Below are 16,835 nucleotides of genomic sequence, written 5' to 3'. Positions count from 1 at the left end.
GGAAACACCTCTAGTTGACAAGCCAAGAAAATACAAATACAATGCACGGTCAATATCTGACGAAGATGTCCTGTTTCTTTTGGTCAATATATCAGAAAACGGACATCTTCAAGCTATAGATTTTTCGCTAAGTTAACAGCGCCGAATGAACAAATCTTTTATTATAAGTACTCACATCGATAATTATCATGATATACTCAATTAATTTACGAGTTATTGGAATTATTTATTTTACATTTATCATGTTCCAATTTTTCAATACTATCTTTATTGTTATTTATGCGCAAGAATCGTCTTTAGCGCCTTCACAGAATGGATCATCGCAGCCTATGAATAGTCACAATATGACTTCAATGATGCAAAGAGGCGCCATCGCCATGGGATTTGATCAAAATAAGATCACTCATGGATTCTCTTCAACTAAGGATGGGGGCCAAATAAAAATAATGTCATTAGATGAGAATGATAATCAAACGATTAATCAAATTAGAAATCACATTAGGGATATACAACATGATTTTACTGAAGGAAACTTTACAAAACCATTCTTCATTCATCAACAATTAGTTCCTGGCATAGATGCTATGACCCAAAACAAAGATCAAATACAATACCAGGTACAGGATTTAAAAAATGGCTCGATATTACTATTAAATACAAATAATTCGAGTCTAGTAAATTCTATTAATCAATTTATGACTTATCAATCAACGGAGCATAATGTGCACTGACTAAAGCTCAAAAGAATAATAGAGATGGAATCGCTGTCCAAAACTAATGATTTTTTTGTTAGATTCTGTATTAAATATCGTTTGTTCAATTGTGTCTTGTAAGAGTATGTCAAATCCAATTCTACGATGCTATTAAGCGACAAAATTATAAGACCACTGTTATCACCTATTCCCCGAGTGCTCTTGAATAGTTTATTTGATTGTGCCATTATTGGAGGTGGTCCGGCGGGTTTAAATGCTGCTCTTGTATTAGGACGAGCAAGACGAAGCACAGTTTTATTTGACAACGATAATGCGAGAAATGCAGTCACACAAGAATCTCATGGATTTATTACACCAGATGGAATAAGACCCAAAGAATTTAGAGAAATTGCTCACAAGGACATAACTAAATATCCTTCTGTCATATATAAAGAAGAAAAGGTAACCTCAATAATTAAAAAAGATCAATTATTTGAAATAGCTACCGATAACAAAGACCTTTATCAATCAAAGACCATAATTATATCTACTGGCTTAAGAGATGTTCTGCCAGATATAGAAAATATTTCAACCTATTATGGTAAAAGTTTGTTTAATTGTCCATACTGCGACGGGTGGGAAATGCGAGATAAACCTTTAGCTGTTATCATAGAAGAACAAACACAGGGTTTTCATTTCATTCAGACTGTCTTTAATTGGTCCAAAGACCTTATTGTATGTACAAATGGTAAACCTGTTTTAAATCCTGAGCAAAAGCGTTTGATTCTTAACAAGGGTATAAAGATATTTGAGAATAAAATTACAAAATTTGAAGGAGAAAATGGACAAATGGAAAAAATAATTTTTGAAAATGGAGATAGCATAATTAGAAAAGGTGGTTTTGTTTTACCTCAACCAATACAGGCTTCTGATTTTGCCAAAAAATTAGGATGCGAATATAATTCACTTGGAGGCATTTTAGTGGACTTTTACGGAAGAACGAGTGTTCCGGGTGTTTATGCTGCAGGTGATGCTTCTGTATTTGCACCTGCCCAATTAATTATAGCCGCTGCAGATGGACTTAAAGCAGCAGTTGGTGTAAATAGAGATTTGATACAAAAAGAGTTTTTAGATTGATCTTTTACAATGTATTAACAACTTTTTGCTAAATGATATTTGCTAAATGATATTTGATATTTAGTTTACCCCTTTTTCTTATAATTCTCTCATTCAGAGTTTGCCTAAGAAAATAATCTATTTCATTTTAAACTATTATTTTCCATATGATTTATTGAACAGTTGTTCATTAATTTGCGACTCACAGTGTATAAAGCTAAAATCAAAATGCCTAACGAGACTAGTCTTAGTGGAATTTGATAATTTGTAAGAAACGAAGTAGCAATGATACCTGCACTCCCAAAAGTAGAAATTATTATAAATCCTATTGAAGAGCAACTAGCACAGAAACTAGTTATGAATGTTAAAAATGAGCTGGATATTAACGATTTATCTAATTTAATTTTTGAATTTTTCAAAAGGTAAATGTTCATTGGAATGACAACTCCAAGAAGTAATGCGCTTGCGGTAGATAGGATAAATCCAACTATAGCGTCGTCTGGTAGATAAAAATAAAGTATAGGGTCAAAATAAAGTAATTCTTCATAAATATTAAAAAAAATCCAAAATAATACGAATACCAGAATAGCAAATCCGATATATAAAATTGGATTTGAACTGTATACTATTTTAAATGCGTCTAGCCCTGACATTTATTTGTTGGATATTTTACTTTCAAGGTTATCGATTATTGACTTAAATATCGGAAATGGTTTTGGACCTTGAATTTTTTCTATGTTGGAACCTTCACTATTCATTATTATAAAAGACGGGGTTTCTGTAAATCCCAAAGAATTTGCCATGGCAATATCTTTGTCTACAAATGACTCATATTTTTTAGTATCAAGACATGATTCAAACTGGGTAATATTCATATTGGGTATTTCATTCGCAAATTTCTTCAAGTTTTCGGTATTAACCCAACCAGAGTCTATTGGACCTTGATCAGCATACAAAGTCTTATGAAACTCCCAGAATTTACCTTGATCGTTTGTGCATTGTGCTGCTATTGAAGCATTCTTTGAATCAAAGCCTCTATTTGGAAGATGCTTAAATACATATACTGCTTTACCAGGTTGGACATAAGTAGAGTTGATTTGTTGTTCTGTATTGTCTACATACCTCTTACACAGGTAACATTGAAAATCGCTGAAATCGATAATTACTAATGAAGAATTTAGATTTCCTTGATACGGTGATCCTTGACTAATTAGAGTAGATAACGTTAAATTTTCTGGGGATTGAGCCGCTGCATAAGGTAAAATGATTCTATTTAAAGCCTGAGTTGATTCAATATATGCTATATTTAATACCAAAAATAAGAAACATGCAGAGACTAAAAGTAAATAAACCTTAAGACTCCTTTGAGTGGAAATCATGTTCTCAAATATATTTTGCCATGATACTATATGTATATATCGTCCTTCTCAATCTTTGCATGAAAAATGTAATTACAGTTTAGTTTATAATGGATGAATAATAGTGTTTATTGTATTGTTTGAATTCATCAATTCAAACCAACAAATATAATTCCTTTTAAAACCTATTAGGACTATGTGATTAACCAACCTGGGATCTTGCCTATTATTTATTTGACCATTACCTCATCACTGAAGTTAATTATATAGACTCTACTAGTTCTGGTACTTTAGCGGTAAGATGGTATTATTGTATTGTGAATTTTATTTCAATATTGTATTTCAATATTCTCTTTAACTTTTATATCTGACGTATTCATGAATCCTACTCATTTAATAGATCTATTGTTATTATTATCTTTAGTATAGGTGATCTATGGTTATACTGGACTGCAACATTTTTAGGTACTTCAATGATTGCATTAATGTTTATAAAAAAGTTTGAATGAATAACAAATACTGATCTACTTTTGGTAACATCGGTAATCTGGTGCCATTTGATTCGACCCAATCCTTCGCATAGTCAATATTTGATGTACATATAACAAGGCAAATAATAAATATTAGAGTTTGTTAAGACAATTCTGCAACATTTTCTAGTATCTTTATGTTTAAAAAAAACAATAATTTATTTTCAAAAATATAAAAATAACCCAGTCAAAGTTTGGAACTTAAAGTTATATTACATAATCTCGGGTTTATATTCAAAAGATTTACAGACTATGATCTTGACTGTATTAATCATCGATGACAAGCAGAGGATAGGGTTTGAATCCGTTTCTTGTGTCCAAGGGTTTAATTTGATAGATAATGAGATTTTATACTTCAATATTGAAAGTTAAGAGACATTTGCACAGGGTGTTCATACTCTCGTCGATAGTAATTTGCATTAGTAAAAGTGTCTATAGCGACTACCTTAATTTAATAAGGTCTTTATTAACAGAACATAAAAAAATGAATTAAAAACAAATATGAATAAATGTTTGATGATATCTAAAAATTTATGCTATTAATATATCCTTATAAATAAATATAATAATGGTTATTTATGAGCAAAGCATCACGGATTGCTCTTGTTACAGGAAGTTACACTGGGATAGGATTTGAGATTTCTCTGGCATTAGCAAGGTAAGGATTTCATACGTATGCTACTATACGAAACTTGAATGCTTCCAGCAAGATGATGGGAATATCTAATAAAGAAAATCTACCCTTAGACATTTTATGTTTGATGTTACTGATAATAAATCGATTAAGGAAGCTATCGGTCAAATTTATGATAAAAATAAAAGAATTAATATAATGATAGCTACTGAACCATTGATTACAGATAGCATAATAGAGGGGAAAATTAACGATCGTTTGCCTGCTTTTTATCCTATTCAGTATAATTTTGAATAGCACATTAGAAATGTAATTATGATTTAGTTTAATTCAAATATGAATCTCCATCTGACTCTGAATCTGAATCTATGAACTATTATAATGATGAGAGTTCATTTCATTTATAGAAGTGGATAAAGTATTTGCTTAACAATAAATCAATCATGGAAAATATACTTCATTTTGCATTTATGATGTGGAATTATTTTCAACAATTAAAAAGTAGAATAAACATTGTTAATTTTTTTACGTAATTATTTTATACATATTTTCATTTTATAATATAATTAAAATGTCATTTTCGAATAGAAATACTCAAAGTGTAATGCTAATTCCTCTGATTATGATCTCACTTTTGTGTTCGGTTTTTAGTTTTAGTGGATTGAATTCTGTCTCAATTGGTTCTTCAATGGCATCTGCACAAACATTGGATTCTAATCCTATCCAGATTCTAAGCACTTCTACATATTCAGACGATTTAGGTAAATTCCATATTGTTGGTGAGGTAAATAATACTTCTACTCAACCACAAAACAATGTTGAAATTACGGCCATTCTTTCTAATACAACTAACAATGTTGTAATTGGAAATCACTCTGCTTTTACATCTATCAATACTTTAAGAACTGGTGAATTATCACCTTTTGATATAGTAATACAGGATCCTCAGCAAATATTAGGCAAGTTTAACTTTATGGAATTTATCGCCTCATCTCAGCCTTCAACAGATGAAAAACCTGCAAATCTTGTTTTGAATGGAAGTGGTTCATTTTTGGATACGTCTGGAAATCCTCATATCACAGGTAATATTATAAATCAAGGTCAAAATCCTGAACAGTCCTTAAACCTCGTTGTAACATTTTATGATAATTCGAGTTTAGGTGTTATTGGAACACAAAGCTTTGGACTAAACGTAGAAAACCTGCCTCAGAATCAAATGGCACCATTTGATATTACAATTACAGATAACAAAACTAAATCCCAAGGAGCATTTTATTCTTTAAATGTTGATTCATCTCAAAGTGCAATGAGCACTCCCCTCAATACAAAAACACCGTTTGCTTCAACTGGAGGGTCTACTACAATTAGCGATTATAGTTTGAATAATGGTTTACCTGTAAACAATCCACCATTAATCGTAAATAACAAAGATGATGAATTCAACGCCAGGGATAATGACAACGATGATAACAACGATGATGATGACGGAGATGATCAACGCGGAGAAAAGAAAACAGATGACCAGGGTAATCCATGGTTTGATGATAATAACTGCAGTGAAAAACCAGGCTCTTCTGGTGGCAGTTCCTCTGAATGTGAAGAAGCTGAAAGAGAAGAAGAAAGTGAAGGAGATGATGAAGATTCTTCGGAAAAGGACCAAGGTCCTCCATCAAACTCTAATTCGGATTCTACAAACGGTGGTAATGATGATGAGAATGAAAATAGTAATGGCGATGACAACAGTGGAGATGAGAACACCGAGACCAATGATGGCAATAGCGACGAGAATGATGGTGATAGCAATAATGATGACAACTAACCCTTTACTTGGGGCCAATGTGCAGACAACAAACTTGTTAGAACCTATAATTAGTAATACTATTACATTTACTATTCTCTTATAATCCGAATTGGATATACAGGTATAGCGAATTTGATTCCTGTCTAGTTTCTTATTTTTCCTTCTTCTTCTCCTCCTTCTTATCGTAATTTGCTGCTTTGATTATTTGCTTCATTCTGCTTATTTTAACTCGACATCATATTGTCATCCGCATAATCGCAAGACCATACTCAGGATTTTCTGTAATCAACTTTGTCAATACTAATTGGCATGGAGGGGATGGAATTTAAACCTAATAATGTTAGTCATGAGTCTAAATTTAACTATTAGAGCGTTATTACTATTCCTAAAGAAAGTGAAGTATCTGCAAAATAAGTCGATGAGAAATATCCTTTTTTTATAAAAGTATAATTAAACATTAGTCTATCCTTTCCTATGATTGATTGTAATGTACATTGTTCTTTAGATAATAATATTAAGGTATTTCAACATCTCGACTATTTTTTGGGTAATTTCAATACTCAAAATCATAAAATAAAAATATTTGAAAATTCGAGATAGGAAAGAGGGAGAAGAAGAAGGAAAAGTTGTGTCTCTTAATTGAAATATTTTATGTTGCAATATTTCATAAATAGATATTACGTTAAAAAATGTGTATGAAAAATGGAGTCTGATAGATTAATTTAAATTCTAATTCGTAATTTGTCAATTAAAAATTGATTACTGTTAAATAATATTATATCTTGTCGTACTTAATATTTAATTTAAAATTTATATATTATTTTTGTATTTTATTTCGTAATGGTTACTACACTTACTGCAAAGAGAATGGTGTGAGAAAACTAAGAAAATGCTTTTACTATAAAAAAAGATCTATTGTACGAATGTAACTCGGTTATATAGTATATTCTTCATGTAAGTTTACAATGAAACATTCATCAATTTCTATATCGTCATTAATCATAGTGATTATGATTTTGATAACGATGGATGTATGGACATTAAATGCCAATGCTCAAACAGATTCACCCAAGAACGATTCAAATTCTGGGACTAAGGAAATGACTACAAAAAACATTACTTCAATTATCACTCCTTGGAATACAGGAAATGATAGAATTAACAATAGTGTAGAATGATTTGCTTAATAACTTTGCAATTTCAAATACTCCAGTATATCGATATAATTAATAACATTCAAATTTTCATTAAATATCTTTTAAATTACCAAATTCAATCATTATAGCGAATATTTAATACATTTAGAATTTTTTGCCTACAGAGCTCTCATTGAATATATTTTGCTGAGCAATAAGGTTAGCTGGCTCTCACTGAGATAAAAATACAGGATACCTATTTGATGACCTCACCTTCTCTCTTTCTCTCTTTCTTTCTGTAAACTGGAAACATTTCCTTCAATGATCTATACATTAAAGGAGGATCAGATGTTGTATCGTTATTATGAGACTTTATGACATAAAGTCAGATCATTAACTGTTGATTCATCCAAGAGATTACGAAAAAATAAAATTATTAGTTAATAACTTCGGTTTAAAATATCTTCTATTGTGTATGAATGTATGTTTAATTACACTAAAACTCGATAACTTGTGGGATCTATTTTGGCCGATTATTCTGACAGAGGTTGAGTATCCGTACTTTAAAAAATATGCTATACTTTAATAATAATGAGCAATACTAGAGAATTTATTCTCAATCAACTTGTGTGGATTGGAATATCAATAGGAATAAGTTTATTAATTTCACTGTTCATTCCATTTCCTTTTTCACTAATAGGCATAATCATAGTGTTAGTTTTAATGGGTTATTATTTTAGGAGAAGAGGAGTAGTTTGGAATAGGAATAGATATTAGTATTTTATTAGCGTGAAAATTCGCTATTAATAGTATCAACTTAATGAATTTGTGGTCATTTCCAGTAATTCAAAGATAGTTTATTGTATGTGATTTGAAATTGCAAGTATCAAAATTTAACTTAAAAACAGTCTTTTTGAACTAATCAAAGAGAAAATATCATAGACTTGATAAATAAAATTTATAAACTGTACTGATGTGGATATATAATTAAAAATTATTATTATGTCTTTTTACAAAAAATTTGGGAAATGGCTTTTTTAAAAATAATTAGAAAAAATTACAAGATTTTCCTTGTCGTTTTAGTGGTTACTGGATTATATTTTATAGGAAATTATATATCATTTGTATCAGTTAGTGGACATGCAATTCCTATTGCCTTTAAACCCCTTCCTAATCAAATTATAAATTCAACTACAACAATACCTGACAAGATATCTATTACTTTTAATGAACGACCTGAATCAGATGCTAGTACTATTCGGGTCACAGATTATAATGGAACGAGAATCGATAATAATGATCTCAAAATAGGAAAGTCCGAAAAAGAACTCACCGTATCTTTGAATAAATCCAAAATAGTATCAGGTGATTATTTTGTGACATGGTTTGTCCTGTCTAAAGATGACGGTTGGATTACTAAAGGCTCATATTCTTTTTCATATATTTCAGATAGGAAATAAAACATAAATTTTAGTACGTCAATCATCAAAGTGCTATAGCGTTGCAATCGATTGATTATCTATTTTATCTATTAATTGAAATTAATATGTCCTGTGAACCATTGAATTTGTATTTCACGCCACTTATTTTTGATGCAAATGACGTATCTATTATCAAATCAAATATAGAGAATGACAGAAAATAATAAGATAGTAGATATCAAGAGATACGAGAATAGTAACTCTTACAGTTAAAGCTAGGTGTGAGAGACTAATAACCCATATTTATTAATGTGGTTTTGGCAGTATTTGATTTTGAAAGATAGAATCTATTGGAGTCGAAAACAGTCTTCACAAATTAGTTAACCAGAAAGAGAATACAAAAAAGGAGAAAGAATATTCACAATAGTACTCATGACAATAATGCGGAAAAATGAGGTAGATGAAAAATATAAAAATTACAAGCGGTCTAGCTAAAAATATTGTATTGATTTTTGTGATGATACAGTATTTGGTAAACCTAAAGATCTAAAGTTCATAAATATTATGAATGCTTCTTTTGTTGTATTTTATTTAAAACAGGCTATGGCCAAAAAATACCATGGTAGAATAGAGTAATTAAAAAAAGGATATAAGGACAGATCTGAGTTAGATGAATAACATTTATTCTTTAAGATTTGTATCAGTATCCATACTTTGATGGATTTTGCTCTAGCTGTTGTTTGCAAGCAGCGGAACATAAGTATATCTTGTTGCCATTAATTTCTGATACGTGTTTTGCAGTTTTTTCATCCACATTCATATTACAAACTGGGTCTTTTGCCATATCTATCTATAAGTATTAATATATTTAACTTTGAGACTTTACAAATGTAAAAGTTCATATTTCTGGCTCTTTACAATTGTAAAGCTAGATCAATATATTTGTGTTTAGCTTGTGTTGTAGTATGATAACACAACTTGAAACAAATAGTAATGTTCAGCCTATTCATCATCATACTCCTAGTAGACATGAACCTAACCAAATACCTTATACTGCAAGTCACAACTACGAACCTGTTATTCCGAAAGCAGGACAACCTACTTTGATTACTATCCAGATAAACAAAAATCAAACAGAAAAAAGAATAAAGAAGTTTGATCTTGTTCATGAGAAATTAATGCATGTTATTATTGTATCTGAAGACCTATCATACTTTTCTCATATTCATCCTATCTTTGACGATAACGAAGGTAAATTTACCGTCTTTCACCAATTTCCTGCAACTGGGAAATACAAAATATGGGTGGACTTCAAGCCAAAGAACGGAAATCAGACGCTTGTTACCTTTAAACTGGACAATATGATAGGTAATGCTTATAAACCAACATATATCACAAAGGGAAGACAGTTTATCAAACAAGTAGACAAAGACCATAAGGTCAAATTAATCATTCCAAAGGAAATTAAGTCAAATAAAGTGATTAATATCGAATTTGTTATATTGGACCAGAATTCAAAACCAATTACAAATTTGACTCCTCTAATGGGAGCTGGAGACCATAGTGTAATAATAAATAGTAACTTGAAGGAATTCTTGCATGTCCATCCAAATGAAGAAGTAAGCTCTAGTTGGAAAGGTGGACCCGCGATTACCTTTAGCACGGTATTTCCATACCCAGGTTTGTATAAAGTATGGGGACAATTCCAACATCAAAATGAAGTAGTAACTGCAGACTTTGTTTTAGAAGTTACATGAGACAGTTATTATCTTCTTCCACTACCTAGTAACAATTCAAAATCTGATTCAATTTATTTGAAAAAATACTCTCTTTTTCCCAAATTCTTTTTGTTTTAATTATCTCTATACAATATGCTTACATTTGCTTTCATATTTCTTGGGCTATTTAGAAATTCAAACATGTCCTGTTTGGTTAATTCCATGAAAGATTTACAATTTCTATGAAAATTTGAAAGCCATACATGCCATGATCGTGGAGTCATCAAATTAATCTTTTTGATTTGGAAATGGATACATTAACAAAAGTCGATCTCGCTAACAGACATTGATCTAAAATATCTTCCTGCAGAATCGTTTGAACTCGTAGCATACGTGAGGCGAGGGATTTGAACATTGTTCCTACAGGGAAGTCAAATATTTACGGGTTAATAATTCATGAATTAAGATATTTTTGAGCAGTCTTTCAATGATAATTATATACCGGTAAGGAATTTGTCTAACATAGGGAGGTTAGGGGTTAAATTTACAACTCACTCAGTAAATAATAAATGAAAGTAAAAGTAAAGTGTAAAGGCTTCCATACAATATGGTTTGATATTACCGTCTTAATAATATAATGGGCAGCGATACGAATCAATGTTCTTCTTCTATTACTTTATTGTTTCGAATCAATGAATAAGTACCACCATAAATAATATCCTTCAATCTTTTGGAGTTTAGAAAATCATAAGGAAAACCTAGTTCTATCTTACTAACTTGATTTAACATATTCATTTGTTCACTTGTCAGTTCAAATTCTAGACATGCCAGATTATCCTTAATTTGGGATATTTTTCTTGATCCAATAATTGGTATTATTTTGTTTTTTCCACAATCTCCAATCATACTCTGTTGTCTTATCCAGTTTAAAGCTACTTGTGATGCACTACATCCTATTTCCTTTGCTATCCTACTAACCTCTTGAGCAATTAACATGTTCCTATCATTAAGGTACCTTTCTGCCAATTCGTTTTGAACTTCTAATCTGCTATGACCTTCTTTTGTTGCATAGCTACTAGAGGAAGAGGTATTTTGTAATTGTTGTACTTCTTTGTTTTTACTGTATTTACCTGTAAGAACACCGCCACCTAAAGGAGACCATGCAGTTACTCCTATATCCAAAGCACTAGCCATTGGCAACAATTCTCTTTCTGGAGTTCTTTCAATTAGACTATAGGGAATCTGCAAACCTACAAATTCAGTCCAGCCTTTTAGATTTGCCAATGTATTGGCTTTAGAAATAATCCAAGCTGGAGCATCAGAGATGCCAATGTATAAAATCTTCCCCGCTTTTACCATGTCATCTAACGATCGTATAGTTTCTTCAATTGGTGTGAGTGGATCCCATGCATGAACCCAAAATAGATCGATATAGTCTGTTTTCAACCTCTTTAAACTTGCTTCCACTGATTGCACCATGTTTTTGCGTTGATTTCCACCTGCATTAGGATCTCCATTTCTTGTATTAGCTGTATATTTTGTTGCTAAAACATATCTGTCTCTGTCACCGGCTATAAATTCACCAATATATTTTTCACTGGTACCTTCGGTATATTTATTAGCAGTATCAATAAAATTGCCACCAGCGTCTACATAGGAATTGAATATTTCGTGGCTTTCCTCCTTAGCGGATCCCCATCCCCATTCTTCCCCAAATGTCATGGCCCCAAGGCAGAGCTCAGAGACTCTAAGTCCACTTTTGCCCAATAGTTGATACTTCATAAATTACATATGGCTTTGAATGTTATATAGCTAGTAGTATTCTTATCTATCGAGAAAGTTATCATCATTAATTTTTGAGTATATTTTTAAAGTATTTGATGAAATTTTACTTTAGGAATGAGATCGAGTTCAGTATACTATGCAAATAAGGTAGTATGTAAATTGTTTACTTGTCTAATCCTATAAATATAATGTCATCCCTTTTTTAGTAACTAAGTTGGAATTTTTAATAGTATATTATACTTTTCATAAAAATCTGAATTATGGTATCTCATTATTATATCGTGATGTTACAATAATGAGGTTGAATGAATTGTAGTGGAATACTTTTCGCAATATTGATTTTTTCATTTCTGATCCAATGCTATCTTTTCTTCAATTTAGAAAAAGTATGAACATATTGTTGCTATCCTTATAGAGGTAACTGCTTCATCAAGTAGCTTGGAGTACAACTCAAGCAATGAGGAAATATACGTAATAACAATCATCGATTTTGGATTAGGCCAGATATATATGTATGTGTTCTAGAAGATGAACCATCTCTTAAATCAAATGCAGATCCTAAACAAGCTGTAGAGTCTGATGCCACCGTAACGTTAGATGAACTTACTAGTTCTGATTCTTCAGATGGTACACTAACATGTCAATGGACACAGACAAGTGGATTTGCTGTTTCTCTAAGCAATTCAACTTCGGTAAATCCAATATTCACTGCACCTAATATACACGTACAAAGTATTATAATCTCTTAACTAATTGTTACCAACGAATTATAAATAAGAAGCGAACCTGATAGTGTAACAATAACAGTTATTCCATCTAATCCTCTACCATCCCCGCCATCGTTTGAAGGAATATTAGGCTCAAGTAATTACATTAACTGCCAGGTACAAGAGAATTCCAGAAACAATATAGGGGGCCATACGGAAATGGTCAAATGTATTCCGATGATTATATATATTAAAGATAATCTACAGACCAAGATAGTAGTTTAGTATCTTGATAATCGTCATTATCGGAAACAAATTGTAAAGAGTAATTAATAATTGTTCTCAATCACTCTATCCGGAGAGCATAAAACAATTGACAAGTGTTAGTTGATATTTTGTTCAACGACAAAATATCCAAAACTTGATAAATCTCCAAAGTTAGTAAATAGCAGATGAATCGAAAGTGAAATTATACCTTATATTTTATTTACTCATACCATAGGAAGTTTGTTATTTAAAACCATATCATATAATCTTGGAATCATACTTAAAAGAATTTTTACCGTAATCTCTACTTTTGCCAACAATCTTTACTGTGGAGAGGATGAAACTTGTTTACATATCAAGCAGTCGTAAGGTGATACCAGAGTATAAAAAAATATAATTGTATTTTTGAATTGATTGGGATCAGGCATGATGGGCTTCAGGAAGTTATCAGACCTTTAATGTGGATTCTGAATCATATCTTGTTAATGGATTTTAACTTTGATTAATATCTTATCAGAAAAAAATTAGATTTTGAAGGTTAATGTCTGCACTGTATTAGGGTGAACTTGTATATTGTTCATAACTCTAAAGTTGCCATCCGGGAGGAAAGCAATTATTATATATTTTCCAGGTTTCAAATCTTCAAAAATATATTTTCCATCTGGTCCTAATGCGGTACTTACTGTCGTAAAGTGATCACTTTGAGCTGCTGCAACCATAATTGTTCCGAGAGTAGATTCACCAGCTGCTGCAACTATATATCCATTGATGGCTCCAGCACCGTTCTTATAAACTGGTAAGGGATCAAAAATAGATCCCAAACTAATATTGGGTAGTGAAATACTTCCTGTCACACAGGTTATCACTAACAATAAGGAAGATAGTGCTATCACTATGCCAATTGTTCTTCTATGTGAATTGTCATTGCTTAGAATAGATGATTGCCTTTGATATTCAAATCCATAGTCTTTGTGATTTATTGTAATTAATTGCATATTAATCACAATATCTAAGATTTAATATTACTTAAGGTTTTATGTTATGCAGAAAAAATACTTACAGTCCTTTTATTTTTTTAAAATAATTCTACGTTTTGACATTTTTATATTAAATTTTATATAAGAATTCTCACACCACGACAAAAATATTATCAAATGTATTCGTTCTATTATGATAATATTAGATACAATTTTTGTTTGTTTATTAATAAATTTGGTCATATGAGATTTGAATCCCTTTCTTGCATTCACATCATTATACTATGATAGATAAGACAACATTAGTCCTTCAATTTAACCGCCAGTTATAGGACCAAAGCCCAGTCATTAAAACACAATAAATCTTTCTATGTTATATCGCTAAACAATGCATTCACTCAATTTGTCAATTAAAATGGTGGAGAAGTAAATGAAAAAAGATAGAACGAAAAATCGATACTAAATCATAAAACATTCTCCCTAGGCACATGTAGAACGAACTTACTAACTCATGATATAACAGGCTCATAAAATCTTTATAAGACATAAAAAGAAGGTTGAGAACTATCTTTGTATAAGTACATTTCTTTCTTTTCTTTACTATGATTTAGAGAAAATTAATTTTGGAATATTCTCGCAAAATTAACTAGGATGATTTTATCTTAAAAGGTTATATAGAACAGCATTATACCCGTGATTATGTTTAAGTCAATGACAATAATTTGCATTTTATTAATTTCTTTTCTAAGTATGACAAATTTAACAAGTTCCATGGCTTTAGCAACAGATAATTCGACAAAAGTAGGAGATCAATCAAATTTGCTACAGTTGTTAGGAACCACCAACGAACCTCATGATAATACATCTGCAGCAAACGAAACGATCCTAAATAACAATGAGACGAATAATTTGATATCATCATCCTCGGTATATAGATATTTTCTACCTCTTGGGGACAATATAGCTCGTGGCTATTTTGGGCTTGGAGATTGGGAACAAAGTGTTGATATATCCAGTAGCTCGGATTTTCAGACTTGCATATGGGCTAGAAATGTTGAAGTATTTCATGGCGGTGTTCAAATAATAACACCTGCAAGTCAGTTTCAGGGCAGAGGATCAGAAGGACATCCGATGGATGGATTGGTTCTTGATGTCCCTGAGCAAACCGGTATGGACTTGGGATGTATTGGTGCTGATGCTGGAGAAACTCTTTCTATCTCAAATGCTTTTGGAGCCAGAGTTACAGTATTTGTAACAGTAATAACAGCACCAGGTGCAACCGTAAACATGGTCGGCGTGCCTTATCCGTAACACAACAGATCTCGTCTCACATACCTGACTTAAAATCCTGTATAATCAGCGGAAATTACTCCATACCGTACAGTCATGGAGTCGAAAAGAATATCATAATTCATGAAATAAACAAAGGTCTTTCTAGAATAATTACATATGACATCATATTCATTCTTACCAAATAAGGTGAAAGAATCTGATTTGACTATATATAATTATTTTACTTTTGTTAGTAACATACTATTATCTAATTTGCAATAATTATAAAGAGTAGTCAAAGTTATCCCCAATATCGAACTATATAACAAGGCCAGAGTTTTGTGAAACAATTTTGAGATGAATAATAGATACTAATTTTTCTTATCGATTAATAATAATGGAGGAGATGGAATGGGATTTGTTCACATATAAGGTAGTCATGGCTTCATCTTTTTAATCGATGACATAGCCATCAAAATATTCATTCAAATATAATAACCTCTCTAGTGATCTGGTTATCATACTAATATTGGGTTTATATTGTTACCTTTTTCTATTGCAATTTCATTTTCCTTTTCATTAAGATCTAAAATAAAATGCTAAAAGGTTATTCGTCAGAATATATAAGAATATTGATTGAATCCACAAGTTAAGCGCCGGAGGTGGGACTCGAAACCATACCGTATAATCGTGAATTCTCCGATATAAGTCAATTCATCCTTTTTAACTTCTTATTAATTGCAAGGTTGAGGTTTGAAATTGTTTTCTGTATCCTTGTGTATTGACAAGAATTTGCATATTATTCTTCTATTACTTAGTTAGACCAAATATACATAGAATACTTTCAATTAAGAGTGAAGATGTATTTCAATTATTTCTCCACTTGGAGTAGACAAACCAGTAAGCGATTCGGTTATAGAATTGAATATGCCAAATTTTGGACTATGAACCCATTAATTACTCAAACTCTTAGTTTCACAGCGTTAGAAATAAGATCAGATGGTGTTGAGAAATATACCCCAACAGGTTGCACTTATAGCATTTCAAAATCTAATATTAACAATATTGGATGTATGGAATCCATTATCAATCATGTTAAGGAAAAATCTATTGAATATGTGTCAAAATCCTAGTTCGTTGAATCCGTAGAAGTAATTGAAGACATTTCCACTGCTAAATACAATATTGATGGAAACAAAGAGGGATCATATACACTTTTTTCAAGATATAATAAAAATTGTAAAAAGATGGAGGTCGAGTTGCGATAAGTGAGATTGTCTATTCTGAAAATAATAACGATTACATGTTTCAATTCATCGAATTAAAAGAATTTTTCGATACTATTGAAGGCAAAGGAATTGGATCCCATATGTATTAATTAACCGGGTGGAAAGAAGTTGAGTTTGACGGCACTCCAATAT

General features: G+C 31.2%; 14 protein-coding genes. 9 read left to right on the top strand and 5 right to left on the bottom strand.

Annotated elements, in window-relative coordinates:
* Positions 1-329 precede the first annotated feature (329 nt).
* Together F1Z66_RS06365 and F1Z66_RS06360 are read left to right on the top strand one after the other, a co-directional pair.
* A complete protein-coding gene (locus tag F1Z66_RS06365) occupies positions 330-731 on the top strand; it encodes a hypothetical protein (protein ID WP_149862768.1) in 402 nt (133 codons plus the stop codon).
* Between the two features lie 126 nt (positions 732-857).
* Positions 858-1,829, top strand: coding sequence for an NAD(P)/FAD-dependent oxidoreductase (locus F1Z66_RS06360; protein WP_149862767.1), 972 nt, complete (start codon positions 858-860; stop codon positions 1,827-1,829).
* A 122-nt stretch (positions 1,830-1,951) separates the two neighbouring features.
* On the opposite strand, the gene F1Z66_RS06355 is transcribed toward F1Z66_RS06360, so the two are convergent.
* Together F1Z66_RS06355 and F1Z66_RS06350 are read right to left on the bottom strand one after the other, a co-directional pair.
* Positions 1,952-2,461: a hypothetical protein gene (locus F1Z66_RS06355; RefSeq protein ID WP_149862766.1), complete on the bottom strand. Its 510-nt coding sequence runs from the start codon at positions 2,459-2,461 to the stop codon at positions 1,952-1,954.
* The gene (locus tag F1Z66_RS06350) at positions 2,462-3,124 is read right to left on the bottom strand and encodes a DsbA family protein (protein ID WP_159357523.1); all 663 of its coding nucleotides are present in this window, start codon (positions 3,122-3,124) and stop codon (positions 2,462-2,464) included. It abuts the gene before it with no gap.
* A gap of 1,326 nt (positions 3,125-4,450) precedes the next feature.
* Here F1Z66_RS06350 and F1Z66_RS15310 point away from each other — a divergent pair.
* From F1Z66_RS15310 to F1Z66_RS06335, 4 genes are all read left to right on the top strand, one after another.
* Positions 4,451-4,627, top strand: coding sequence for a hypothetical protein (locus F1Z66_RS15310; protein WP_154670495.1), 177 nt, complete (start codon positions 4,451-4,453; stop codon positions 4,625-4,627).
* A 274-nt stretch (positions 4,628-4,901) separates the two neighbouring features.
* Complete coding sequence (locus F1Z66_RS06345; protein WP_149862764.1) at positions 4,902-6,149, top strand: FxLYD domain-containing protein; 1,248 nt, start codon at positions 4,902-4,904, stop codon at positions 6,147-6,149.
* A gap of 947 nt (positions 6,150-7,096) precedes the next feature.
* Positions 7,097-7,309: a hypothetical protein gene (locus F1Z66_RS06340; RefSeq protein ID WP_149862763.1), complete on the top strand. Its 213-nt coding sequence runs from the start codon at positions 7,097-7,099 to the stop codon at positions 7,307-7,309.
* A gap of 1,040 nt (positions 7,310-8,349) precedes the next feature.
* Entirely contained in the window at positions 8,350-8,727 is a 378-nt protein-coding gene (locus F1Z66_RS06335; protein ID WP_195907493.1) for a copper resistance CopC family protein, read from the top strand.
* 661 nt (positions 8,728-9,388) lie between these two features.
* Here F1Z66_RS06335 and F1Z66_RS06330 read toward each other — a convergent pair.
* Complete coding sequence (locus F1Z66_RS06330; RefSeq protein WP_149862761.1) at positions 9,389-9,532, bottom strand: YHS domain-containing protein; 144 nt, start codon at positions 9,530-9,532, stop codon at positions 9,389-9,391.
* A gap of 121 nt (positions 9,533-9,653) precedes the next feature.
* Between F1Z66_RS06330 and F1Z66_RS06325 the strand changes: the two genes are divergently transcribed.
* Entirely contained in the window at positions 9,654-10,445 is a 792-nt protein-coding gene (locus F1Z66_RS06325; protein WP_149862760.1) for a hypothetical protein, read from the top strand.
* A gap of 615 nt (positions 10,446-11,060) precedes the next feature.
* On the opposite strand, the gene F1Z66_RS06320 is transcribed toward F1Z66_RS06325, so the two are convergent.
* On the bottom strand, positions 11,061-12,188 hold the full coding sequence (locus F1Z66_RS06320) for an aldo/keto reductase (protein ID WP_149862759.1): 1,128 nt from the start codon (positions 12,186-12,188) through the stop codon (positions 11,061-11,063).
* A 1,501-nt stretch (positions 12,189-13,689) separates the two neighbouring features.
* The gene (locus F1Z66_RS06315; RefSeq protein ID WP_149862758.1) at positions 13,690-14,160 is read right to left on the bottom strand and encodes a carboxypeptidase-like regulatory domain-containing protein; all 471 of its coding nucleotides are present in this window, start codon (positions 14,158-14,160) and stop codon (positions 13,690-13,692) included.
* A gap of 732 nt (positions 14,161-14,892) precedes the next feature.
* Between F1Z66_RS06315 and F1Z66_RS06310 the strand changes: the two genes are divergently transcribed.
* Both F1Z66_RS06310 and F1Z66_RS06305 read left to right on the top strand, forming a co-directional pair.
* Positions 14,893-15,453 carry a hypothetical protein gene (locus F1Z66_RS06310; protein WP_149862757.1) on the top strand — a complete coding sequence of 187 codons (561 nt, stop codon included), beginning with the start codon at positions 14,893-14,895 and terminating at the stop codon, positions 15,451-15,453.
* 905 nt (positions 15,454-16,358) lie between these two features.
* Entirely contained in the window at positions 16,359-16,547 is a 189-nt protein-coding gene (locus tag F1Z66_RS06305; protein ID WP_195907492.1) for a hypothetical protein, read from the top strand.
* Positions 16,548-16,835: the final 288 nt, after the last annotated feature.

This window comes from Candidatus Nitrosocosmicus agrestis (genome assembly GCF_008389435.1).
Classification (GTDB): domain Archaea; phylum Thermoproteota; class Nitrososphaeria; order Nitrososphaerales; family Nitrososphaeraceae; genus Nitrosocosmicus; species Nitrosocosmicus agrestis.
The sequence above is the reverse complement of the archived record's forward strand: the minus strand, read 5'-3'. Positions and strand labels throughout refer to the sequence as shown.

Coding starts and splice junctions, on each gene's coding strand:
- F1Z66_RS06365 (WP_149862768.1), top strand. CDS start 330: ATGAATAGTCACAATATGACTTCAATGATGCAAAGAGGCGCCATCGCC.
- F1Z66_RS06360 (WP_149862767.1), top strand. CDS start 858: ATGCTATTAAGCGACAAAATTATAAGACCACTGTTATCACCTATTCCC.
- F1Z66_RS06355 (WP_149862766.1), bottom strand. CDS start 2,461: ATGTCAGGGCTAGACGCATTTAAAATAGTATACAGTTCAAATCCAATT.
- F1Z66_RS15310 (WP_154670495.1), top strand. CDS start 4,451: ATGTTTGATGTTACTGATAATAAATCGATTAAGGAAGCTATCGGTCAA.
- F1Z66_RS06345 (WP_149862764.1), top strand. CDS start 4,902: ATGTCATTTTCGAATAGAAATACTCAAAGTGTAATGCTAATTCCTCTG.
- F1Z66_RS06340 (WP_149862763.1), top strand. CDS start 7,097: ATGAAACATTCATCAATTTCTATATCGTCATTAATCATAGTGATTATG.
- F1Z66_RS06330 (WP_149862761.1), bottom strand. CDS start 9,532: ATGGCAAAAGACCCAGTTTGTAATATGAATGTGGATGAAAAAACTGCA.
- F1Z66_RS06325 (WP_149862760.1), top strand. CDS start 9,654: ATGATAACACAACTTGAAACAAATAGTAATGTTCAGCCTATTCATCAT.
- F1Z66_RS06320 (WP_149862759.1), bottom strand. CDS start 12,188: ATGAAGTATCAACTATTGGGCAAAAGTGGACTTAGAGTCTCTGAGCTC.
- F1Z66_RS06315 (WP_149862758.1), bottom strand. CDS start 14,160: ATGCAATTAATTACAATAAATCACAAAGACTATGGATTTGAATATCAA.
- F1Z66_RS06310 (WP_149862757.1), top strand. CDS start 14,893: ATGACAAATTTAACAAGTTCCATGGCTTTAGCAACAGATAATTCGACA.
- F1Z66_RS06305 (WP_195907492.1), top strand. CDS start 16,359: ATGAACCCATTAATTACTCAAACTCTTAGTTTCACAGCGTTAGAAATA.